The organism is Pseudomonas sp. R1-15 (genome assembly GCF_051132085.1).
GTDB lineage: Bacteria > Pseudomonadota > Gammaproteobacteria > Pseudomonadales > Pseudomonadaceae > Aquipseudomonas.
The window spans coordinates 4443121-4468179 of record NZ_CP071660.1 but is presented as its reverse complement, the minus strand read 5'-3'; the positions used below and the strand labels follow the sequence as shown (position 1 = coordinate 4468179).

General features: G+C 60.7%; 9 protein-coding genes. 5 read left to right on the top strand and 4 right to left on the bottom strand.

The genetic code is table 11. From position 1 onward, the window contains the following. The first annotated feature begins 243 nt into the window (after positions 1-243). The 5 genes from J3P97_RS20015 (at position 244) to J3P97_RS19995 (ending at position 19935) form a co-directional block, all read left to right on the top strand. The gene (locus J3P97_RS20015) at positions 244-8589 is read left to right on the top strand and encodes an NEL-type E3 ubiquitin ligase domain-containing protein (RefSeq protein ID WP_434672607.1); all 8346 of its coding nucleotides are present in this window, start codon (positions 244-246) and stop codon (positions 8587-8589) included. Positions 8590-8666: 77 nt separating this feature from the next. After that, positions 8667-13622 carry a dermonecrotic toxin domain-containing protein gene (locus tag J3P97_RS20010; protein WP_434672606.1) on the top strand — a complete coding sequence of 1652 codons (4956 nt, stop codon included), beginning with the start codon at positions 8667-8669 and terminating at the stop codon, positions 13620-13622. 291 nt (positions 13623-13913) lie between these two features. Next, the gene (locus J3P97_RS20005; protein ID WP_434672605.1) at positions 13914-15923 is read left to right on the top strand and encodes a hypothetical protein; all 2010 of its coding nucleotides are present in this window, start codon (positions 13914-13916) and stop codon (positions 15921-15923) included. 248 nt (positions 15924-16171) lie between these two features. Beyond that, positions 16172-18313 (top strand): autotransporter outer membrane beta-barrel domain-containing protein, encoded by a 2142-nt coding sequence (locus J3P97_RS20000; protein ID WP_434672604.1) that lies wholly within the window; start codon positions 16172-16174, stop codon positions 18311-18313. Positions 18314-18459: 146 nt separating this feature from the next. Further along, entirely contained in the window at positions 18460-19935 is a 1476-nt protein-coding gene (locus J3P97_RS19995; protein ID WP_434672603.1) for a hypothetical protein, read from the top strand. Positions 19936-19944: 9 nt separating this feature from the next. Here the strand turns inward: J3P97_RS19995 and J3P97_RS19990 are convergent, their stop codons facing one another. The 4 genes from J3P97_RS19990 to J3P97_RS19975 form a co-directional block, all read right to left on the bottom strand. After that, on the bottom strand, positions 19945-21027 hold the full coding sequence (locus J3P97_RS19990) for a fimbrial protein (protein ID WP_434672602.1): 1083 nt from the start codon (positions 21025-21027) through the stop codon (positions 19945-19947). A gap of 60 nt (positions 21028-21087) precedes the next feature. After that, positions 21088-23589 carry a fimbria/pilus outer membrane usher protein gene (locus J3P97_RS19985; protein ID WP_434672601.1) on the bottom strand — a complete coding sequence of 834 codons (2502 nt, stop codon included), beginning with the start codon at positions 23587-23589 and terminating at the stop codon, positions 21088-21090. A 33-nt stretch (positions 23590-23622) separates the two neighbouring features. Then, positions 23623-24312, bottom strand: coding sequence for a fimbrial biogenesis chaperone (locus tag J3P97_RS19980; protein WP_434672600.1), 690 nt, complete (start codon positions 24310-24312; stop codon positions 23623-23625). Between the two features lie 141 nt (positions 24313-24453). Then, positions 24454-25011: a fimbrial protein gene (locus tag J3P97_RS19975; RefSeq protein WP_434672599.1), complete on the bottom strand. Its 558-nt coding sequence runs from the start codon at positions 25009-25011 to the stop codon at positions 24454-24456. Between the last annotated feature and the right edge of the window lie 48 nt (positions 25012-25059).

The window sequence follows — 25059 nt, the reverse complement described above, 5'->3', positions numbered from 1 at the left end:
GAGTGAGTCTTGCGCAAAGCGGGTCGCTCGCTTTCAAGAACCGCACGCAGTTAAGACAAGTTGTTTTCCGATGCATATAGGATCCTTCCCTGATTCCTGTAGGACTTTTCCGCAGCCATGGTGACAATAGGCCTACCCGGTCTTTTGCCGATACAAAAGCGCAACCAGCCTATACATAAGTACCACCTCGCCTGGCCGGGCGCTGTCTAGGGTATCGGTTCGAATTCACGAACCGGAATGCCCATGACGACGATCCAGAACACGGCCCGCCCTGACCCGATCATTGCCGATCTCTACGCGCGCCTTCTGCCGAACCTTCCACGCGACGAATTCCCGCCGACCGCGGAGCAGGCGTTGAGCCTGCTGACCCGGTTTGTCGATTTGCTTGCGCCCTTCAACGTGGCCCTGGAGCGCTGGGGCGATCGGAACTTCATCACCGCCATCGGCACCCAGACTGTGGTGCGGCAGGAGGCTGCCCGGTTGCAGGCTGTTCCGCTGGAAAACCTCGATGCGATTGCCGTGTGCAAGGTCTTGGGCCAACTGAGCATCGCTGCCTGGGAAGGCTTGGCACCTGAAGTTTCATACCCTGCCGAAACACCTCACGCCCTGGCACGCGCCGAGTTCAGGCAGGCGTTGGTCGAGCAGTTGCAGGAACGCAGCCGACAGCCGTTGAGCGAATATGGCTGGGCTCTGCTGGCCAACCTCGCTGATGACAGTTCCTTGCGTAACCAGCAACAAGCCTGGGTCGAGACACTGAACAAACGGCCTTCGCCGATCGAGCTGCTGAGCTCCGCAACGGGGCTGCTTGCCCTGCTGCAAGCCGAAATGCACCAAGCCTTTGCGACGCTTGCCAGAATCGACACCTTGGCGGATTTCGAGCAAGTGGCGGTGACGAAGCACGGCGTCGTCGATGCGAAGCCGCGGACCCTGGCATCGATCATCTTCACCAGTTTCACCAAGGCCGAACTCTTCGATATCGACGACGCCTACGAGTTCTCCGACAAGCGGCCTGGTCAGTTGGAATATCGGTTGCTCGTGAATGGTCGGCAGCTCAGCGCATTCGCCGCCCGCATCCAGACGTTCGGCGATGGACAGGCACTCGAGGCTGATTCCGCCACGCTGGCCGAAGCTTACCGCCGACGTTTCCAACTACAGGCGCGCCTGGCCTGCGCCGACGCCGGGGTGCGGCCCGACGATTTCCAGACCTTGCGCGACGTGTCGGAAGTGCGCGGCGCCATAACCCTGCATGGCGATGATCTGGCTGCCGAGGCCGAGGGCCGAATCCGGGTGACGGCCCTCTACGTCGAGCTGCCGGATGGCAGCCGCCGACAGCTGCACGGCGTGCTGGTGATTGGCACGCGGGCAGACAGCACCGCCATGCTCGTTGCCCCGCACCTGGGCATCGAGCCGTTTTCCGACCTGACGGCGCTGCGGGTCGAGGTGGAGCGGCGTTTTAATGACCCCGGTCTGTTCCGGCCCTGGTTGGGTTACATCCAGGCCCAGGATCGGGCGCTGGTCGGTTTCCACGACCCTGGCGCGAAGAAGCGCTGTCGTTACCAGCAGTTGAACGGCGACGTATTCGAGCACCTGGCGCAGAGCAATCTTGAACGGTTGCGCAGTGACCTGGAGCAGGCCTATCGACACGTCCCCGCGACCGGCTCCTTGAGCGAACTGGGCCAACGTATCGACCGCTTGCTGACGAGCGAAACCACACGATTGACCGAGGCATTGGCGCTACGGACGTTGCGGGCCGCCGAAACCATCGGTATTGAATCGCTGCTGCAGGCCTGCCACCTGCAGGCCCGCCCGGGTGTGGCGTTACCGTTGCAAGGCATGCCCGAGGGCCTGTCGTTGGTGCAGGTTTTTCCGGGGCAGCTCGCCGACGACGCACCTGAGCCCGTCACTGACAACAGCCATGCCGACAGGCTCGAGGCTTACTTCGGTACAGCCGAGGTTGCCCGCATGACCGCCCAGGTGCTCGCTGCCTTGCCTGATCACTACCCCATCCGTGTCGACGCATCGCCAGGCCTGGCCAGGTGCGTGGCGCGCAGGCTCTGGGCCGCGCGGGCAACCCCGGCCGAACTGGCATGGCCTGATCGGGGCGGACGTCACCAGGTCTTTCATTTCCAGGCCGGGTTGCGTGACCCGGCCAAGCCAGCAAAGGCTCACGACAAGCTGGCGCTGGCCAATGCGCTGTTGACCACCGGCGCGGCGGTTGACAGCTGTTTTTCCTGCGACGAATGGATCGAAGCCCAACTCATCACCCAGAACTGGCGACGCGCTGTGGTTCACCGGCACGTCAAGGGCGGCACCGCCATGCCGGATGTCGAGGCCCTTTGCACGGTGCTGGAGGCGCCCCGTGCCTTTGACTACAGCGAAGCGTCTCCCGACAAACTGGCCGAAGAGATCAATCCGCTGCTGGATGCGCTCATCGATTCGCCGGCCTTCGAGCGCTTGCAACAAGCATTGCTCAAACCCGCGGGCTGGCCCGTCGATACCGACGCGGAGCGAGGCCAGGCGCTCGCGCTTTCGGCGATCACCGATTACCTCTATCCACCCGAGGAACACCGCGCCGGTTATCTGTGCGGCTTCAACCTCTACGACCCAGCCCTGGGGGACCATACCTGGCAACAGGTGCTGGACGCGCTGTGGGCACACCTGCGCAATTATTTCCCCCGGCATTCGGAGTGGGCGGGCAGCCTGGCCGCGGTCATGTTGCTGCGCCGCCATGCTCCTGAATTCCTGGTCCGGGGCCGGCCCGCCACACTGTTATACGGCCGTACGCAGACCGCGGTGGATTTTCGCCATGCCGTGGCGCTGGCGCAGGCAACGGTACCCGGGCTCGCCTGGCGCAAGCGTTTCAGCGAACTCGAAACCTTGTGGGCGAGCGTTCTTGCGCAACCCCTGACGCAGGTCCAGCAAGCCGCCTGCGCGGCGCTGCGCAACGACGCCTCGATCTATTTCGCGATGTGTCGAGGCAATTTAAGTGCCGGTGGCCTCGACGAAGTCTCCGATGACGATGCACGACAGGCGATCGAGTTCACCTGTGCAGATGCCGAGCGCCGGGAGAAGAACCTCAACGCGTTGATCGAGTCACCGCCGGACAGGAAGGAAATGGCGCGCGCGCAGATGAAAATCGATGCGCCCGGCGTCGATCAGAACAAGGAGCGATTGACGAGCCTGGCGGAGAAAGAGCGGCTCAACGGTTTTCTGATCAACCTTGCCCAGTGGATCGGCAAGTTGGTCACCACACAGTGGAGGGGCCCTTACATGTCCAACGTCGAGCGCTACATGACCGATGTGGATGGTTATGGCCTCAACGACGATGAACTGGGGTTTGCCGGTAAAGGACTCGGTGGGCCGGCGTTGACCAGGCAGTTCGAGACGGCTTACGAGCGTTTCGAGCAGGCCAGCCAATCCGCTCAGCGCGAGAAAATGATCGACGCCATTTTCGATCTGCCGGCACACCAGCGCCGCGAGTTGCTGGCTGTCGATCGAGTGGTGTCGGTGAGCTTCAAGGATGCCGAGGGCAAGCCAGACAGGCTCGGCCATTTCGGTTTGCTGGCGCTGGGAGACGGTTATGCCTACGAACTGTTCTGCCCCTCCGGCACCGTTCGCAAGGTTGCTCTCGAATCCGGCCCGGACGTTCGCACCGATGAATATTACGGCCCGCCGGTTTCATACCATAACGGTATCCTCGACGTTCATGAATTCGCCGGGCTTCCGCAACTCGACGCGGCGGCTTATATCCAAGGGCGCGAAGGCCTCGCCAGGGAACAGGTGGGCAAGTTGGAATATCTGTTCGAAAATCGCTACCGGGCCACCCATCCGAACAACGTGGTACCGCAGCGCCAGGCTGTCGAGGGGTTCTGCAAGTTGATGGTAGAGCGCCACTTCGCCAAAGTGATCAACCAGTTGCGCGCCTTCTACCGGCGTCGTACGCCGCTGGAGAAGCACTACCAGCAATGGCATCAAGCGCTTGATACGCCGCTGAGCTTCATCGTGCCTTTCTACTCGCTCTACCTGGATATCAAGCACGACCAGGTCGGCACTGCCACGGTGGTGTTCACGGCGTTGGAGATCATCACCTTCCTGCTGCCGTTTCACGCTGCATTCAGGAGCGGCTACGCGGCGTCGGTGACGCTCGGCAGGGTGGTCGCCCGCACCACGAGCCTGGGCGTGTCGAAGGTCGCCTTGCGGTTGGCCAAGACTGGCGCAGCAAGCGCTGCCTTCAGCAAAGTCCTGCTGGTGGGAACGCTTGAAGCATTAAATCCTGTGCCGTGGGGCCTGCTTGCGCTGCTGGGCCGGGCCGGGTGGAAGGGCGCCAGGATGCTGAACGAAACGCTCTGGCGCCTGCGCCAGATTCAGGGGCATTTGGGCAGCGCTTTTGCCTTGGTAAAAGAACAGGTCCGTTATACCGGGATGAGGCGTGCAGCCCTTGCCCCGAAAAGGCTTTTGAATTTGCCCGCGGTCACCCAGGGTCCCGTCGAGACGGCAGCGGGTAATTTTCGTGCGGATTTCAGCTGGGGTAATCGCAAGCTGAGCATCGCGCAGCAAATCGACCTGCATGCGCGGGGCGTGGACGTCAGCGGCGTGGTTCCACACAACCAACTGTATCGCTTGGGCGACGCTGAATACATTTCCATGCAAGGCAACCTGTACCAGGTTCACCGCAGCGCAGATGCGCAACTGCGCATTCACCGTGGTGAGCACCGCGGCCCGCTGGTGGAATACGTCGAGCAACAATGGCGCCTGGCTCAGGGCGGGCTGGCTGGCGGGATGTTTCCGGCAGGCACGCCGCAGCCTTCAACCTCGCGTCAGATCACCTTGCCCATGGAGGGCGTGGAAGGAGCGCCCCCCGATTTCCAGGTGCGCATCGCGGTTCAGGTTGTGTATGACGCCGCTGAAGGTGGATGGCGAGAGAGGCGCGGCGGCCAGCTCGGCGCCATGCTCTGGCGCAACGCCGAAGGCGAATGGCAACGTGGTTCGCTCAGCGAATTCCGTAGCCGGCCAGCGCTGTTGGAGCACGCAAGCAGCCTGCGGACCGTCGAGTTGCCTGCATTGCCAGCGGTGCCGCTGCAGCTTGAACCGGTTCCGGCCATCATCCACTATCTCTGGATAGGGCGGGACCCACTTGGGCGCGATGCCCTGGTCAATCTGGCGATCAACGCACGCCAGGCCCCGCGCTTCCAAAGTATCTTGCATGTGGATCTGGACGCCGATGCACTGCAGCGACTGACCGAGCAAGCGGCTGAACTGATGCCAGGCCTGGTGATCAGGAACCTGAACGACGAACCGTTTTTCCAGAACCTGAGCGGCACGCCTCTCGGCGCGCAATATCGTCATATCACCGGTGCCGTGCAGCCTTACTATCCGGCCGCCTCGCACGTGTTGCGCTACCCATTGATGAATGCCTATGGCGGCATTTATCTGGACGTTGACCACGCCATTCTGACCTCCATCCCGCTGGGTCAGCTCGTTGCCACTGACGACGGGCTGTTGCTGGGCAACTGGGTCGCTAGCGCGTTGGGCTCCGGTTATGCGCCGAGCCATTTTGCCAGTCGTGCGAACAACCGGACCCTGCAGGCGATTTCACTGGAAATGACGCAACGCTATCAAGCCGGACGAGCCCATTACGACAGCATTGCACCGAGGGAAACCCGCCAGCACCTGCTGGACTTCTATCGCGAGCACTCCAGGCTGACAGGCACCTCATTATTCAATGAGATGCTGGCGCCGAGGCCTGAATACCCGCTGATGCGGCAACTCGACTCGCGAAGTACGCTTGGCATATACGATGCGGCATACGAGCGATTGGCTTTCGAAGCGCTCATGCGGCACTTTCCGTTTGCCACGCTGCATCCGATCCAGCCGACTCGGGTGCCGAATTGGCGGCAAGCCTTGGCCCGGTTCGAAGCGCCGCCCCCGGACGCGGTATTGCTGGACCGCATGCGGGCGCTCGATGTTCCCGGTGATTCCAGTTCCGAAGCGGCACTGGCCGCCCTGGCCGCCCTGCGTGCGCAAGGACGAAGCGCTGAGGCGATTGCCGCGACCTTATCGACAATGGGATTCCAGCGCGCGAGGATGGCCGAGGCGCTCGATCGAAGGCAATTGCTGCCGTCTGCCACCTCTCCAGCTCGCATCGAGGAGCACCGGGACCTGTGCACAGCGCTGATGGCGCACTGGCAGGCCGATGCCTGGGCAACCGAGTTGAATCTGCCCCGGACAGTCTTGCGACTCGGCAATGTGCCTGTTGAGTCGCTTGTCGACCTGCCGCCTTGTTTTTATTCGAGCGTGCACGGTTTGCGGTTGGGGCCAGGGATACATTGGCTTAATCGGGAAGCTCTGAGCAGGTTCAATAACCTTTCGCGCCTGGAGGTCGACTGCTCCGACCTCATGGGTTTTTTTGTTCCATCTTCTCAGCACGTTCCGCAATTGCTGCATCTGAGCCTGCTCAACATGCACGACGCCGCACGTCATCTGGGTGCCATTCGACGGATCGCCACGTTGCAAAGCCTCGACCTGACCGGTGCGAGGGGACTCACGCCGCCGGACAACGCGATTGTCGACCTGAGCGACTTCGGGTTGCGCTCGATTATTCTGGACGGCTGCAGGCTTCAGGCTTTCCCGATCATCGATTTCGGTGTGACCGAGCAGTTGTCCCTGGTCAACAACCGGATCGACGCCGTGCCTACGGGATTGCTGGCCAACCCGACCAGTACCGCACGCCACATCGAGGTGAGACTGGAGGGCAATCCGCTGCCGCAACAGGTTCGGGGAAGAATCCTCTTCGCCAACGGTGAGAACCGTCGATACCGGTTTGTCATCGACGACCGGCCGTTACCTGCCGAGCTGGGCCGGCATGTGGAGATCTGGCGGGCGGAGTCGGCACGGATTCGCCAAGTCTTCACCGAGTGGGCGCAGGCAAGCAGCTCCACCAGGCCCGTGCCCGATACTGTCCGCGTAGCCCGCGAACGGCTCGGCGGGCAGATGTTCGAGGCCCATCAACGCTACCGCAGCAGCGGCCAGGGCGCGACGCTGGTGCTGGAGTTGTTGACGGAGCTGCCACCGGACAATCTTCCAGCGTATGCCTACCAGGCGGTACATGACCTGGAGTTGCGGCGCCCTGGCCTTGCTTACCATGAGCTCGGTCAGTTCATAGATCGTTTCCAGGCTCTGCGCAGCCTGACCATCAGCAGCCCGACAACGTCGTTAGGCAGGCTACCCGACGTAATTGGCAGATTACCCGAACTCATGTGGCTGGAGTTGATGAACCTGGGGATCGGAATCGACCAGTCGGCAATGGACCTGTTCGCCTCGGTTGCCAACCTGATACACCTCAACCTGAGCGGTAACCGCTTGGGAGTGATCGACAACGCAACGGCCCTGGCCAATCGCTTCGGTGCCAACGCGGGCCTCTATCTCAGCCGTATGCATATTGAACGGTTTCCCCACTGGATAGACGCACACTTGCTATCGAGCCTGGAAGAACTCGACCTGTCCGAAAATCTCCTCACCCACATTCCGGAAGAGGTATTCAGCAACGAAGGCAATCACCAAGCGTCCACCGAAGTAGTGCTGGCAGGCAACCCGCTCGATCCAGCGCTTTCCCAGCGATTGCTCGACTCGATTGCCGCGGTGCAGCAGGGTATCCCTCGCTTTACCTTCGAACTGGATGACTTGCAGTTCGATCACTTCGCTCAAGCGGGACAGATTCCTGCGGTCAGCGTCGAGCCATGGCTTGAAGGACTCAGCGAAGTTGAAGCCGCGCATCGTCGGCAGCTATGGCAAGACCTTGAGCAACAGGCAGACACCTCGAACCTCATGACCATGGTCAATCAACTGCGACAAACCAGAGATTTTCTTCATGCCGCCCACCGGCCTGCACTGATCAATTCAGTCTGGACGGTACTTGAGCAGGCCGGAAACAACGCAGTTCTGCGCGGCCGAATGAATGGCATGGCCGAAGAAGGCGCTCGGTTGCGTGGGCAAATGGCTACTTGTACGGACGGCTTGCGTGTCGAGTTCGTCCCGATCGAAACCCACGCCCTGGTCCATCAGCCGCTTCCGGCCGGCATGCCGGAGGAGCGACGTGGTGCCTGGCTCTACCAGCGGCTACGTGCCAGCTACCGTGCCGAGGCGCTCGAGTTTGTTGCCAATCGACAGGCTGGGGCGCGCGATGTGGCCGAGGTGCGCATGGCTTATCTGATTGGCGCTCGCGTCCCCCTCGGCTTGCTCGCCGCGCCTCGTAGCATGGCATCTCCGGGATCTGCTCGGCTCAGTAGCGGCGAAGTGTCCAGGGCGGTACAGGATGTTCTGCAGGAGGAGCGCCGGGGAGGCCTGCTCAATTACGGCCAACTCCAGTCGTTCTGGACCCAATATCTGCGCGAACACTACGCCAATCGTTTCGCTAGCCTTGAAGCCGAATATCGGCAACGGTCAGCGGGCGTTGATGATAGGTATCCCGACACTGGCGACCAATGGGCAGCCAGTCAGAGGGAGCAGGCCAGGGTGTATGAGGAGGATCAGGAACGGCTGATACACGAGCTGACCGCCGAGGAGGGCCGCGCGTTCAATCTGGCTGAGTGATCAACCTATACATATGTACCGCCAAAGCCACCAGGCACCCGCAGAAACTGAAGCCTTCACGATAATGGAGGTTTCTGATGTCAACCTTGGCTCACCGCTCATTTATCCGCAGCCGGCTTCCCGCCTGGCTGCTTGATGCAAGTCCCGCCGAACAGGCCAGGATGCGCCAGGCTGCCCTCAGCCTGGCCAGTGCCGGGTATCGGTTGACCGACGCGATAAAGGTTATCCCCTCGATACGCGATTTCGCGCTACCGCGCTTGCAACCGGCCATGGACCGGTTGTTTGGCGCGCCAATCGACCTGGAGTCGTCATTCCTGGTCAGGCCCAACGACCGCGAAAACCATTCGCTGTTTGACTGGGCGCTGTACAACTTCACCCAAGCCGATGCCCAGGCGAAAGCTGGCGTCAAGGGCAGCCGTTTCGAGATTCGTACCGATAGTGCCGTGATAGCGAGACCAAGGCTCAATGAATTCGCAAGCCTGTGTCGCGACCTCGACATCGGTGCCGCTTATCAAACGGAGCTGGAGCGCCGGATACCAACATGGCCGGACAATGTGAATGATCCGCCGTCCCTTGTAATAAAATACCTCGAATATCGTCGGGCACTGCTCCAATACGATGCGCAACGGGCCCGAATCCAGGGCCTGCTGGACGCCGAAGGCGAGCGCATCCTGGCTAACTTCCGTATACAACTCGATGCCGCCCATCCCGTGGAAGCCCTGGCAACGGCACTCGTCAGCGGCCTTGCATTGAACATCAGGGAGGGCGCGGATCATCCGGTGGGTTTGCGTGGCGTACGGGTGTATTGGGCCCGGCACCCTGCCACCGCCAAGGGAAAGGTACCGTTGGTGGTGCATATTCCCGGTGACCCGGTCACGCCGCTCAAGCAATATGCCGGGTCGTTCGATTTCGCCAAGGAACTGTTCGGCCGCCTGGCCCGCACCGGTGATGCCGCGTTCCTGCGCAGCCTGGTGCCGTTGCGCGACCGGAGTTGGTTCGACAAGATTGTGCAGCACAGGCCGAGGGATGAAGAGCGGGACATTATCGCGGCCGCAGTGCCTGATAAATACTTTCACGGCCTTTATCAGGAATGGCGCAGCAGCGTGCTGACACGTTCATCAGAGGTCGCCAGGCCAGTGACTCTAATCGACAACAAGGCGCTGCCGGACAACACCGAATGGTGGCTGACCCTGGAATTGGAAGTCGTCGCCCTGATCGCTCTCAGTGTGGCTGGCGCCGAGGTCGTGGAATCCGCGGCAGTGTTTCTCGGCATCGGGCAACTCATCCGCGATGTTTATGAAGGCATTCAGGAACTGAGCCAGGGCCACCTGCGCCAGGCGATTGAGCATCTGTTCGAGGCTGCGCTGGACGCCGGTCTGGAGGCAACGGGCGAATTCGCGGCCAACAGCCTGGTGGGCGAGATGTTTCCCGTCCCCTTGGCCAATGACAGTTTACGCCTGTGGCATGGGCTCACCGAGGGGTTCATCGCCAAACGCTCACCCCCGGCTGGCTTGGCACCTGACGATTTTGGAATCTGGCGTGCCGCAGGCCGAGCCTGGGTCAAGGTCGGCGAACACTTCTACGAAGTCGTTGGCGATGAGCGTTCGCTGCGCCTCAAGTTGCCGGCGAATTATGCCGGGATGGAGCCGGCGCTTGAGTGGAGCCGAGCCAGAGGGTGGCGCTGGGCTTATCAAAGCCCTTTGTGCATGGAGGGCTTTAGCCTGCTGCGCGAAGTCATCCCGGAATTTCGAGGGTTACGCGATATAAGCCTGCAACGCGCCCAATGGTCGACTGGCATCATTGATGAGCAGCTGCGCTATGCGGCAGTGAACGACACGCCATTGCCGGGGCAGTTGCTTTACATGGCTCGGCGCTTCGAAGCACGCGAGCAGTTGCTGGAGGCCGAGGTCCGTTTACGCGCCGGCGAGGCTTTGCCAAGTGTGCCGCGGGGCATGGTGCAAATGCTCACTCAACTGCCCGGCTGGCCAGCCCAGCGGGCGTTTCGTTATAGCGGCGAAGCAGGCACCTCCTTCGCCTCGCCAGGAATCGGCGCCGAGCTGCTTCTCGACGTGGCGGATTTCAGAGCCGGTCGTTGGCAGCAGCGGTTGCTAGCACAGCTTGGATCAACCGAGGTGCGTGCATTTTTGGGCGAGAGAGCATCAGCGCAGGCACCGGCGATCGTCCATCAGCGCCTCGCCGACCGACTGGCCGACAGGCTGAAGACCAACGGGTATCCGCTGATCGACGCCTTTGCCGATCTCGACGCCTTTACCGATCTTGAGAAGCGTCCCGGTGCGGCGCTGATGCATCGCCTGTTCCCGAGTCTGCCAGGCCCCATGCTCGATTCGCTGCTGGCAAGCGTAACCGGCGAGGAACTGCAAGGGCTGTTGGCCGGTCGGGTGTCGAACAGCCTTGCCAGGCGAACGGTCGAGGCCCTGCGCGAGCTGCGAATCTCCCGTGCGCTGGAGTTCATGCTGGCCTCCGAGGCGAGTAATGATCGCGACCGCCTGGTCATGGCGTTGATAGGCCCCGAGCTGCATTACATGGACGAACTGGTACGGGTCCAGCTCCTTCTTGACAAGGGGTTTATCGGTGGTCCGTTGAGGGTGGGCAGGAGGGGACCGATCAAGACTATTCGCCGCACCGCAGGCCACTATCAGTTGTTTGACGAGGTGGGCAAGGAACTCACCGCGCTGACCAACCTTGAAGTCGCCTTGTCGCGCATATTCTTCAATAGCCAACCCAACGCCATGGATCTGGCCGTTCAGGGGCAAGGTGACCTGCGTGCTCGCCTGTTCGAACGCGCGTTGAAATCCCGTGCGTCGTTGCGCCTCCACCTGGGGATGCTCCCGCTGACACCGCCGAAGCTGCGGTTACTGGGCGGCTATCCGATGATCGACCGTTCGGCGCTGGTATCGGCGCGCCGCACACTGGACGAACGCCTTCGGGCTTTGTACCCCGGCCAAGGCATCAGCGCCGCCGTAAAGGCTGAATTGCAGGCGCGTAGCATCAGTACCGGCAGGGCCATCGAGTTGTTGGTAAGTGCCAAGGAGATTGAATGGAGCCGGCTCGCCTCGAGCCTGCGCCGTTGGGAGAGGGCAGCGGGCAAGCATCATGAAATTGAACACGACAACCCGGCTGTTCGACTGGAGGCACGTCAGCATTTTGGCAAGGCGTTGCGTGAATGTTGGCGGCGTGAAAGGACTTCGCCCTTGGTTGAAGAAGGTGAAGTGCGGGAAGTCTTCTCCTTGGCGGTGGAGGGCGATACGGTCGGGGTGCTGCCGAGCATCAACGCTGATTTCAGCCATGTCGAGCTGCTGATGTTGCATGATATGGGCCTGACGCCAGACCCTTCGCACTTTCTGCGTCTGTTCCCTCGCGTAGCGGCACTCTGGCTCAGTGAAAATCGTCTGACCCGTTGCCCACCGGCAATTGCGCAGATGCCGCGGTTGCGACTGTTGCACCTGGAACGCAACCCGATCGTATTTGATGACCAGACGTTTACCCCACTGCTCGCGGCGGGGGCGGGCTCTGAACTCCAACATATGGATTTGTCAGGAATCGATACCTCGATGGACGCCGAGGGGCCCGGCGGCGTATCTGCCATTGAGGCGCTGGGCCGGTTACCCAGGCTGGAGGAATTGGTGTGGCTGGACAATGACGGCTTCGCGCCAGCGCAACTCCAGGCCATCGGGCGCTTGATTCGATTGAAGTTGCTCGACCTGACGAATTGCCGACTGCGCCTGGACGCGCAAAGTGCTGCTTTTGTGGCCCGGTTGGCCAATCTGCGGCGCCTGAACCTGGGCGGAAATATCATCAGCGAACTGCCGGACCTGACAGGATTATCCCGGCTGACCGACCTGGATCTTTCCCTGGCACGGATCGAGAGCGTTCCCCTGGCCGTCATCGCGCTGCTGCGACGCGATCCCTTGGGGCTGCTCGCCGTTGACCTGTCGGGCAATCGCATTACCAGCGTCGAAGCCCTGTTGCCGACGCTGGCGCGCCCGCTTGGCGAGGGCGAGAGGATGGTTGTGGCCTTGGATGACAATCCTCTGCCGATAGAGCAGATCGAGCGTCTGCGCGGCACCGGGCAAAGCTTTGCCTATAGCCGGGACATCTGGATGGGTAATGAAACGGTGCAACGCCGGTTTGAAGCCTTGCGCCAGAATCCTGCCGATGGACGGTTCCTGGATTGGCTCAGCGATGCGGTGAAGCAGAGCGAAGGCTACGATTTCGGTCCCGATCTCGATAGCGGGAGGGATCGCGCGCTGGCCATTGCCGGGTGTTTGTTCCAGCTGGACGCAGAGACGGCGCAGCTGGCAGGGCTTGTTCCCGGTCTCGATGAACGTTTTGACGCGTTTCGAAAGCGCATTTGCCAGCGTTTGCAGCATCTGCACCTGCCCATCCTGGATGCGGCGACGCCGCCGATCCTGGACGAGCTGGAAACGCACCTCGCGATCTTCCTGTGCTGGTGCCGCGCGACGGTTCAGCCCCAACAGCCACCCTTCGCCTCGTTCATTCATGGTCTCTTCGGTGCCTGGCAGAAATACCTGAGTGATGTGCAAAGATGGGATGACATGCGTATCGCCAATGACGCTACTCAAGAGCGCTTCGTCCAGCGCCTGCTCGAAACCCAGGGCGCATTCTCGGCCTGGGAAAACCCTCAGTACGGCGACCTTTACTGGTTCCCCTACCTTGAAGAAATGTCGGCGCGTTGGGCCAACTTCCAGGCGCAGTGGGATGCGCTCGGCGAAACCTTGACCGAAGCTTCCAGCGCGCCTGTCGACACGTCCCAATGGCCGCAGGTGCTGCGCGAAAACCTGGCGGCCCCCGCCCAACGGCTTCCTGGCCCGACGCTGGAAGCGGCGGCCGACGTGGACTGGGGCAGCGCCGCTGTCCAGCTCAGCGAGGACCAGTATCGCAGGGCATGGGCGATATTTCGTGCGGTGAAGGCCAGCGAGGCCGAGCGCGTGGCCAGGGAGGCAACCGTGGAGTTGGTGGGGCCCTGGTGGGCAGGCAGGGGCGTGCCATAGGTCATGTTGGGAAGGCTGGTGGTGGTCGGTCTTCCCGGGGACGGCTGGGTTGTGATGGGGCGGCAAGGTGTGGCGAGGGCTTGGCTTGGGTGTCTTTGGAGGGAGTTGAACGTGCCTTGGTACCTGTCAACTCTGACAGTATCGCTGCGTTGAAAACGCGTCCTTAATTTGCCAAAGGCTGACGATCAGGCGCAACGGCGGGTTTCTCAGGGCTCGAATCCGCTCCTAGCCCGATCAAGCTTAGGTGCCATGGTTCGACCATGGGTGAGCGAATTGATTGGAGCATGAACAATGACAGGCACTCGCGACTTACCGACTGGCCAACAGGTGCGGGCGGAGTATCGTAAATGGCTTTTGCTCAAGCGCAGGGAAAGCCGGCAAGCTGACAACCACCTGCCTCCCGAGATCGTTGACAAGATTGCCGGTGACCTGGACGGCTTGATGCACATCGACAAAATCACCGCGCCACTGCAGGTAAAGATTCCCATCTGGCCCGATCGTCCCCCTGTTTCGGAGTTCAAGAATGTTCTCTATCTGGATTGGCGTCCGGTCACCATTCCCGAGGGCGAGTACCAGAACTTTCAACAGGAGGACATCGCCGGGCCGCCCGATGTCCCCGACGATCAGTTTCCCCTTGGGCGGGAAATACCCTTGCGGGTGTTTGAGAATTATGAGGGGAAATTCGAATTCAGGTATCGGGTACAAGCATGGAACGCACCCACTCAAACGAGTTCCGACCCGGCGCCTGTGACCATCGACAGAACAGGTCCGCTGGGGCCGCCGCCGAGTTTCGTGCCGCTCGCCGTTATCGCGCAGGACGGCCCCCTTATCACCACGGAGCTGCTGGAGCAACACTCAGGACTGAGATGCGAGATTCCCGACTTCACGGAAGACAAGAAAGAGTCTGTCGTCCTAGCGTTAGCCTTGCTGACCGAAATCCCGGAAGATTTTCCAGAAGCTGGAGATTTGGCGTTTGTAGGCCTCCTGCCCGCGGACCGGAACATTGTGATACCCAAGGATAAGGTCATCGCCCTTGGCTCCAGGAAGCAGTACCTTGCCTACGTCCTGTTCGACAAGGCGGGGAATCGTAGCGACATGTCCTTACCGACCACCCTACAGGTTGCCCTCGGCGCTCTGCCCGCTGATTTGAAAGCCCCGGAAGTACCTCTGGCGGCTGATTCTCTGATTGATCGCGCCGATGGCGCCACTCCGACGCAGGTGCGCATCAACGAGTATACGAATTGGACGCGCGATGACGGCATTGTGGTCAAGTGGGGAACGGACATCGCTCGAACCGCCGTGGGTACGCATTTGCCATTTCCCTTGTTGATCACCGTGCCCTGGACGCACATGAGAGCCGAATACGATTTCGACGCAGGGGGCGCGCAATCCACAGAGGTTGACTATATCGTCTTGCGGGGCGACCACCCCCTGTCTTCGCCGGGCAAGATCGACGTCGATGTCGATCTCGACATACCGGGGCCGGATAACCCCGATCCGGAGCCGACCAACCCGGCGTTGGGTCTGGTCAGATTCGAAAGCTCTAGCGGCAGTGCCACCGAATTGATCATGGCCGATGTGGGAAAACCGGCGACAGGGCATATCAAGTTACCCCAGACCCTGTTGGATGTGCTGGAAACGGACGATAAGCTGACGCTGTATTGGAATGGTGAACCTGTGACTTCATCGCCTTATCTCATCACTGGCTCTGAGGTGGCCGATGTAGAGATTCCTTTCGAGATTCCGTGGGCAGATATCGAAAAAACGCCGGTCATGGATGACTTGCCCATGCACTACACCTTGACCCGTGACGGTTTCGTCAATCCCCAGGAGTCGCAGCGCACACATATAGACGTGGTGGTCGAGGTGGTGGATCTTCCCGAAACGACCTTCCCGGATAGGGAAGGTACGTATCCGCTGAATTGCAACGCATTGATTGAAAAGAATGGGAAGTGGGGAATCCGCGTTCATATCCCGCCGTCGAATTACTTGAAGGAAGGCGAGACGGTGACGGCCACGTGGCAGACCTATGACAAGGACGGAACGACCCCGATACCCGATACCTTTCTTTCGGAAGACATAACTGTCGACCCTCAGCAGGAGTCAAACGGTATCGACTGGTTCATCGAGTACGAAACATACCTCAAGCCCACCTATGACGCTGATCAGTACGGTTGGGGCGAAACGAGCTACAGCATGTCTGTTCGTGGCACCACCGTTTCCTCCGAACCGGAGCGCGTGATGATCGCGGTTTTCGAAGGTGCCGGCCAGCACTGCACCATCCCGAGACCCATACCCTGAGCTTTCCGGAAGTAGAGACAGGAGGACGCGTGACTCCTGTCGTTCGGTTTGGCCTGTTTTCCGGATTTCAGATAAGTCCTACATATTTTAAGAGCGTTAATTCCTAATCTTCGCACCCGCACAAGTTCAGGCGCTCAGTTGCCGGGCGCTGAACGCCTACTGGAAATCTTTACCCGTGGTGTCTGATGAAAATTGAATACGCTTTTGCGCTACGTCCACTGCCCATGTTTGTGAGGTGGTTGACGATCATGCCGTTGTTACTGACCAGTACCCATTCATTCGGCCGCATTGTCGATAATGGCGAGCCGGCGTTTATCGACGGCAGGGACGCGCTGGACAACTATCTGGTCCGGGGCGCCTCAAGCTTGACGGCTAACGGCGCCAGCACCCAGGAGATCGTTGTCGAAAACGGCTCATCCGTCACTCTTGCGGGCACGACAGTGGTAGCCAGTGCCAGCACCTCCACCGGCATCGGTCTGGTGGACAGCGATGCGAGCCTGACCAATAGTCTCGTGACCGCCAGCCGAACAGCGCTGTCACTAGGCAGCGATACCTCGGTCGGCCTGGGCTCCAAGGCGACGGTCACCGGGAGTACCCTCACGGGCGGCGTGGTCGGTGCCGTGGTCGGCGGCACCAGTGAGCTGGTGCTGAGCCAGAGTACGCTCATTGGTACGAGTGGCTTTGGCCTGCAACTGGCGAGTGGCCGGGTCTCCGCTACCAACAGCACAATCGTCGGCGGCACCAACGGTGTCTTGCTGCTCACCGATCAGACCGTGTCGCAGCCCGGCCGCCTGACATTGGATGGCACGACGGTGCAGGGGCAAAGTGGCGCGGCGATCCTGGTCAATGACTTCGGCTTGCCTGCCACCACGGCAGAGATCCTGGTGGGCAATCGTTCCACCCTGGCAGGGGGAAACGGCAAGGTCCTGGAGGTCAAGGGAGTCTCGACCGCCAATATGATCATCGATAACAGCGATGTGAACGGCGATGTCAGTGCGGATGTCGGCGCCACCGCCAACATCACCTTGCAGAACCAGGCAATTTTTACCGGGCGGCTCGACAACGTTGCCAGCCTTGCGGTGAATAGCCAGGCGCAGTGGAACATGGTCGATAACGCCAGCATCGGCGACCTGTCCATGAATGGTGGTACGGTCCAGTTCGGCAGCCCGACCGAGTTCTACAAGCTCTCGGTTGCCAACCTTTCGGGCAGCGGCCTCTTTGTCATGGACGCCGACCTGGTCACAGGCCAGGTCGATACCCTTGAAGTCACCGGTACCGCCACCGGCAGCCACAGCGTGCTGATGGGCAGCAGCGGCGCCGAGCCGACCAGCGCAAGTTCCATTCCGGTGATCCACATCGGCGCCGGCGATGCGCAATTTTCGTTGCTCAACGGGCCGGTGGATCGCGGGGCGTTTTCCTATGAGCTGGTAAAAAAGGGCGATCAGGACTGGTACCTGGACACCACCACAAAAGTGATCAGCCCCGGCACCCGATCCGTACTGGCCCTGTTCAACACCGCACCGACCGTCTGGTACGGCGAACTCAGCACATTGCGCACGCGCATGGGCGAGGTGCGGATGGACAATGGCAAGGCCGGCGGTTGGATGCGCGCCTACGGTAACAAGTTCGATGTCGACGCCAGCTCCGGAGTGGCCTACACACAAACCCAGCAAGGCTTGTCGTTCGGTGCCGACGCCCCCTTGCCATTCGGGGATGGCCAGTGGCTGGTGGGCCTGCTGGGTGGCTACAGCAAGTCGGACCTGGACTTGAGTCGCGGCACCAGCGCCAAGGTCGACAGCTATTACGTGGGTGCCTACACCACCTGGCTGGATGAGCCCAGCGGCTATTATTTCGACGGTGTCCTCAAGCTCAACCGGTTCCAGAACAAGTCCGACGTGCAACTGAGCGATGGCAAAAAAACCGAAGGGCGTTACGACAACCATGGGGTCGGCGCCTCCCTCGAATTCGGCCGCCATATCAAGCTGGCTGACGACTATTTCATCGAGCCTTATACCCAACTCTCCGGGGTGATCATCCAAGGCCAGGATTACGATCTGGACAACGGCCTGGAAGCCGAGGGCGACCGTACGCGTTCACTTCTCGGCAAGGCCGGCGCCACTGTCGGGCGTGACTTCGATCTGGGCGATGGCCAACGGGTGCAGCCTTACCTGCGCGCGGCCTATGCCCATGAGTTTGCAAAAAACAACGAGGTACAGGTCAACGAGGTCATGTTCAACAACGACCTGTCCGGCTCGCGTGGTGAGCTGGGGGCGGGCATTGCCGTGAATCTCAACGACAAGGTGTCGATTCACGCCGATCTCGACTACAGCAAGGGAGACAGTATCGAGCAGCCGTGGGGTTTCAATTTTGGCGCTCGCTATCGCTGGTAAGGGTCTGAAGAGGTACCCGGGAACATCATCGTTCCCGGTTGATACCGCCGCCGATGCCTCATCGCGATAAAACAGCAACTGACGAATCTGCGGGGGAACATTTCCGCAGTTGTTTTTTTCTGCTTGTTCTTGATGAGGGCGCCGACATGTTCAAGTTTCTCGCGTCGTTGAATAAACGCTTCATGTATGAAAAAAGCCTGGTCGATCTGGATCCTCCCACCGCTGTCGGCGTGCTGCCGCCGATTCCGGGTGGCGAAGAGAACCTATTGCCCAAGGATGCCTGGGAACAGCCATTGCGTATCGTGTTTCCCCTTTGGAGCGACGCTGCTCCAGAGGCCGGGATGTACGATACGGTGGAGCTGATATGGGATGAAAATGAAGCCGAACCCGTGGCTACAAAACGTTGGGAGGGGCCTCTCGAACCTGACAGTCCGCCTGCGGATCTGTGGCTGGAAGTTCCTGTTGCCAAGTTGGATGAGGGCGTCCACAGCGTGTATTACCAGTTGCATCCCTGGAACAGTTCGACCCCTCGTCGATCCGTACGGATCAAGGTCACTATTGATAAAACGCCTCCTCAATTGGCCTTTAACAATGTTGTGTTGATCGACCCGACCATTGTCGAAGATGGCCTCTCCGAACAATACCTCATCGACAACAACGGGATCGTGGCCGTGAGCGTTCCCACTTACCTCGAACCGGCCCCCGGTGACCGTATCGTCTGCGCCTGGAAAAACGAGGATAGCGGCCAGCAACGGGAAGTATCCAGGACGCTTACCGAAGACGACTACGAAGAATTCCAGTTTCAACTGGAGTTCGACGAAGCGCTCATTCGCGACATGGGCGACGGGCCGCGTTCGATCTCCTATCGGGTCTTTGATCGGGCCGGCAACGAATCGCCTGAATCCGATCCGATCTCGTTCGTGGTTGCGGTCTTGCGAGCGCCGCATTACGTTCCTTACCCTTGGATCGAGGAAGCCGAAGGCAACCCGTCGCAATATGCCGATCTGAATCCACTGAGGGCTATAAACGGGGCAACCGCGCAGATTCCCGAGGATGCCGTCTATTATGACGATGACGTCGTCTCCATGCAGTTCGGCGAACCTGGTACGGCGGGAGCGATTGCCGTTCCAGTGCCGTGGGGCGTGAAGTCAGTGACGATTCCCGCGGCGAGTATTGCTGCGATGTTCAACAAGGACGTGCCAATGTACTACGGTGTCAAACTCGCGGACGGCACCTCCAAGGACTCGGAGAAACTGACGGTACAGGTCGGAACGTTTACCCAATTCCCGCCCCCCCAGTTGGAACCTCCCTTCACCACTCCGGTATCCAAGGCCGCAATTCCGGCCGGCGGGTTGCCTGTGCATCAAAAAAAATGGGTCTTTATCAGCGAGGCCTGCCTGGTGACTATCAAGGTGTCGGGCTTGAACAGAAGTCTGACCATCCTGGACAAGCACAAGGTCGTAGCGGCGGAGGTCAGCAATGGGGTGCATGTGAAACTGCCTCGGGATTTCATGTTGTCCCTGCCAACCGATACTCAGTTTATCGTGCAAACCCAGGTCAGCTTCGATGACGGCGAACACTGGCAGTTCTTCACCGAGTTGCGACCGATGCTGAAGGCTTGACCAAAGGCTTTACTGGAAGGTGAGGGTGAAGCTCAGCGCGCCATTGGCGCTGCCTGGGCTCACTACGCTGCCGGTCTTGTAGAACCGCGCACTGAAGCCGAGCGTCTTGTCGCGGGCGTTTTCAATGGAACCGAAGAACACGTCCGTGCCCAATGGCACGGGGGTGATCCCATCGCCTCGCAATATCTGGATGCCGACACCCCGGGCGCCCGAGCCATTACCCAGACTGAATACACCGTTACGGCCGTCGCCCTCGGGCAAGGACCCGTTGGCGCCGTCGAGGCGGATGTAGGCGTTGGCCTGGTTGGCGTTGGTCGGGTCGGCCTCGCAGCGGGTCAGGGTGATCGTGAACGGCACAGGCGTGGTGGCATAGTCGGGAGCATTGAAGTCGCCGACCTGCCAGGTACCCAGCGGTACCGGGTCGACACTCACCGGGTTGGCGCCCACTGCACATTGGGACTGAATGACCGTTGCGTTCAGGTTGTAGCCAAAGCCTTTGCCGATGTTGGAGAAATAACCGTCGAACATATGCCGGTTCACCGTGTGCGGACCGGGGGCGATAGGGCCGGTCTTGACCAGCGTGACCAAGCTGCGCAGTCTGGAGAGAGTGAACGGCGTCACCATGCGCTGGCTGAGTTGTGCATCGAAGGGCACCACGGGGCTGCCGCCGATGGGGACGAAGGAGTTGCCGGAATGTCCGTCGAATCCGGCTTCCAAAGTAACGCGCGCACCGATTCCCGGTATGTTGGTGGCGAAAATCCTGTCGTCGACGCCGCCATTGCCAAAGCTGCCCCGACGATGATCGAACGGCGCTATGTTGATGGCGTTGAAGTCCAGCGTCACGCTGCCGTCGTTGGTACAGATGATGGTCGGGCCCGGGCGGTTGCTGGTAACGAATTGGTCGGCAACGCCAATGACGCTGTTGGTACTCGCATCGCGAGGCACGTAGACGGTACCCAGGTTGACCTGGTAGGTGACTGGGCCCGGCGCTGAATCCCACCGGCAGGTATTGCCCATGACGGGCAAGGCAAACTGGCAGCCAGCGAAGACGCCGATCAGGCTGGCGAGGTGTCGCGCTGATAATTTAATCATGAATATCCTGCTGGGGAGGCGGCGTCGCGTCAAAGACGGTATCGCCTGGAAAAAACCGGTTCATCGGCAGATCGCCGTTTGCAAGCGGTAGCCCCGGGACGATGGCAAGCTCTGCGGATCAATGACCAGGCGGCATTGCTGTGCGGGTCTTTCACCCCAGGCAACACTCAAGACTTGCGGTTGCGCGTGAGTGCTCAACAGGGCCTGGCCGCCTTGGCCGACAATTCCGACGACTTCGCCCTCGGCGGATTCGAGCCGGGCGCCAAACGGCAACGGACGACCCTCGAACGTGGCATTGACCACGACTCGCAGGACTGAGCGGGCGGCGAACGTACGCTTGACCAGCGCTCCCCGTCGAGGCACGACCTGGGTGGTGCCGTTCTCCAGTTCGATTTCCGGCCCCAGCTCCGCGGTATCCAGCTCGATCTGGTTGATCCGGTAGGGCCGCAGGTAGGGAACCAGCGCGAAGCCTCGCGCATTGGTGCGTACCCCTGGCGCATTGGCGATACCGACATCCTTGATGCCTGGCACCTCGATCAGCGCCGCGGTTTCTCCCAGGTAGGGACCGAACTCGACACCTTCTCCGTGCAGCACGATGGCACCGGCGCCGTTGACCGACAGGTTGCGGTAGGCATTGCCGTAGTTCAGGCCCGCGCCGAAATTGCCGACGGGCATCTGGTAGCTCATCGAGAGCTCGGCGGCTTGCTGCCGGTGGTTTTCGTTGACGATGCCTGCGCGGTAACCGAGGCGATTCTGGTCCAGGCTGCCGGTGACGCTGGCACGCTGGCTCCAGCTCGTGCCGGTTTTTTGCGTGTCCAGCCTGATGGAACTGGTGTGACCGATGTCCAGCGGGAACGAGACACTCAAGCCCATCTGGCGGTCGCTGGTTTGCTGGCGGCTGCGCAATGACTGGCCGGCATAGAGGCTGTAGTTCACGCTTCGATGGCGGGTATTGAAGTTGAGCTGGAACTGGCGCTGTTGCTGATCGGTGCGCCAGAAATCTTCCTGGAAAAGCGTGAAGGTCAAGGCACTCTGCTGGCCGATGCCCTGGTAGATCGACGCCTCCAGGCGACTGCGCCGGCTGCCCTTGAAGGTAGTGTCCTGGCTGCGCTGGCGCACGGCTTCATCGAAGTCCCGATACCCTTGCGTGGAGTAGCGGTAACCGGCAAAGCGCAGGCTGGTACGTGAATCGAAGCTCTTGCCATACTTGATTGCGTAGCTCAGGCCTTGTACGGAGCCCGCATCCTGGACATCGATCGCGGCGCTGGAGCGGGTGACGTCCAGTGCCAGTGCGCCGATTGCGCCCAAGTCCTTTGCCGCGCCCAGGCTGGCCGCCTGGTAATGCTCGCTGGTCTGCAGGCCGCCGTAGAGAGTCGTGCCCCAGCCGATCCCGCTGGCAAGCGTGCCTTGCCAGAGCATCGGGTCTTCAACCTTTCCGGCGACGTTATAGCGGCCGATGGCAGCACTGTACTTCCAGGTGTTCTCGCGAAGCAGGTTGCCCAGGGATGCGTAGGGTTGGGTAAAACGCCTGACCTGGCCGTCGGCCTCGGTGAGCAGGATCTCCAGCTCACCGCTGCCTCCGCCGGTGTTCAGGTCGTCGATTTCAAAAGGACCGGCGCTGACATAGGTGGAATAGATCGGGTAGCCGCTCTGGCGTATCTCCAGGCGCGCCCGGCTGAACGCCACGCCGCGGATGATCGGCGAATAATTCTGCATGACGTCGGGCAGCATGCCGGAGTCCGATTTGAGCATCACTCCCTTTAGTGCAACGCTTTTGAACACATCACCGCCGCTGTAGGCTTCGCCCACGGTCAGGTTGGCGTGCAGGCCGGGCAGGTCACGCTGGGCGTAAGTGTAGGCCCGCGTCCAGGTGCGCCCGCCATCGCTGTCCTGACGGGCACTTTGATTGCTGCGCAAGCGCCATGGGCCGAGATTGATACCACCGTTCAACAGCAGATCCTGGCTGTCGCTACGTCCCGAATAGCGGGTATCGCCTTGCTGCGCCGAGACCTGGTAATTGACAAACGCGGCGTTGATGCCGTGCTCCCAGCGCTGCGGGTCGACGTAACCGCTGGCCTTGCGGTGCATGGCAATTTGCGGAACCGAGAGGTTCAGTTGCAAGCGCGGCGCATCAAAATCGGCGCGGGCGTCGGGGATCAGGATGGCCAGTTCTACGCATGGACTTACGAGCGTTTCGGGATTGGCGACGCTTTTGGTGTTCACGCCGAACTGATCGAGCAGGGCCATTGTCAGGCAGGCCGACAGAACGGCCGAACCGCCATTGATGAACTCGATGTCGTGCTCGCCCACGTATTGCTGGTTAAGCCTGACCTGCACACGGTAGCGACCCGGCACCAAGCCTTGTTCGTTGGCCATGGCTTGCAAGGCCAACTGGCCGGCGTCGGCATCCTGGTCATGGCCCTGATGCATGAAGCCCGAAAGAAACCGTGCTGGTGTTTGCGCCAGTACGTCGCCCGTCTCGATAAGCATGCCGCTGCCGCCGGCCAGCAGGCAGCGAGCCAGCCGCAGGCGCATGCGCCGGCCTGCTGAAAATCCGATCATGATCATGTTCCCTGACACTGCGGGCTGGAGGGGTTAAGGGTGCTGCCGCACGGGCAAGGTGGCGGGCTCGGTAATGCCGCCGTAGTCGTTGATCGTGGTGAATGAAAGCTGCGCGTCCGTGCCGGGCTGGAAACCTTTCAGCGAATAGACTTCACGCCCGAAGGGCGCCGCCATCGCCGGCCTGTCGATTCGTTTCGACTGACCGCCAGCGCTGATTTCCAGGTGCTGGAAGGTGTAGTGGAAGGGGGTAGGATTGTTCAGCACCAGGCTTGGCATGCCATTGATCGATTGCAATGACCATTGCAAATCCTGGAGCCGCTCCGCCGGGGTTTGCTTCAGTTCCGCAGGGCGATAGAAAAACTTGATGCGCGTACGGATGGCGATGTTCAGCACGTTGCGCTGGTCGGTTTCGGCCTGGGGAATTTCCTTGGCATTAAAAAAGAACAACGACTCGCGATCGTTGGGCAGTGAATGAGGCAAGCCATTGATCTGCACGTGCTGCTCTCTGCCCGGGTTGATGCGAAACAGCGGCGGCGAGGCTACGAACGGTACGATCGTAGTGGTGTCGTCGGCGCTGGTGTTGACCCAGGATTGCACCGCGAAGACTTTGTCGCTGGGGTTGGCGACGATCAGTGAAACGTTGCGTTTGTCACTGTCGAAAATCACCCGGGTCGCGCTCAGCGTCAGGGCTCCCTGGCTCAGGGGGGCGTAGGCCAGGAGCAAGGTCACGGTCCCTGTGAGTAAGGTGCAGGCACGGCGGTATTTTCTTTTTGATCGAAACACTGGGTCATCCCGTGATATTGCTGCGGTCCGTGGTGGTGAACGACGCGGTTGGATGCATGGCTATGCACCCAACCGCGGATCTCACGGGTAGGTGGCGACGAAATTGATATTGGCAATCACCGGGCCGGGAGTAACCGTTGCGCTGATGGAACGATACTTGGCGTGGAAGATCATCCGGGTTTCGCCGGTGGGGTTCAGCGGATAGGCCTTGGACGGCGTGCCGCTGTCGATAGGCGCGTTATCGTTGTCCTTGATGGTCAGGGCGACGCCGGTAGCACCGCCGGTCTGGATCCCGTAGTACTTGCCATCGGTGCCGGCGCTGCCATGGGTACTGGTGAACGTCACCTCCGCTGTATCACCGGCGGAAAAGCCGCAGGCAGTCCCATCCTTGACGCGCAACGCGAACTCGCGGCCGCCGACTTCCGTATCGGCTACCCCGGCGAAATCCAGGGCGGCGACCTCACCCAGGTTGATGGGACCAGGGGCGCCGCTGCCCGGATCGATGGGTTCGATCGGGCAGGTATTGGCATTGATGTGACCGGTGAAATTGATCTGCCCGCTGCTGGTACCGGCGAATGCGGATGCGCCGGCAAGGGCGGTTACCAGCCCGAGGGAGGCTGCCAGGAGGTTTTTTTTCATCTAGTCGAATCCTTGAACAATGAACGGTGAGCCATAGAGGAGGCGATG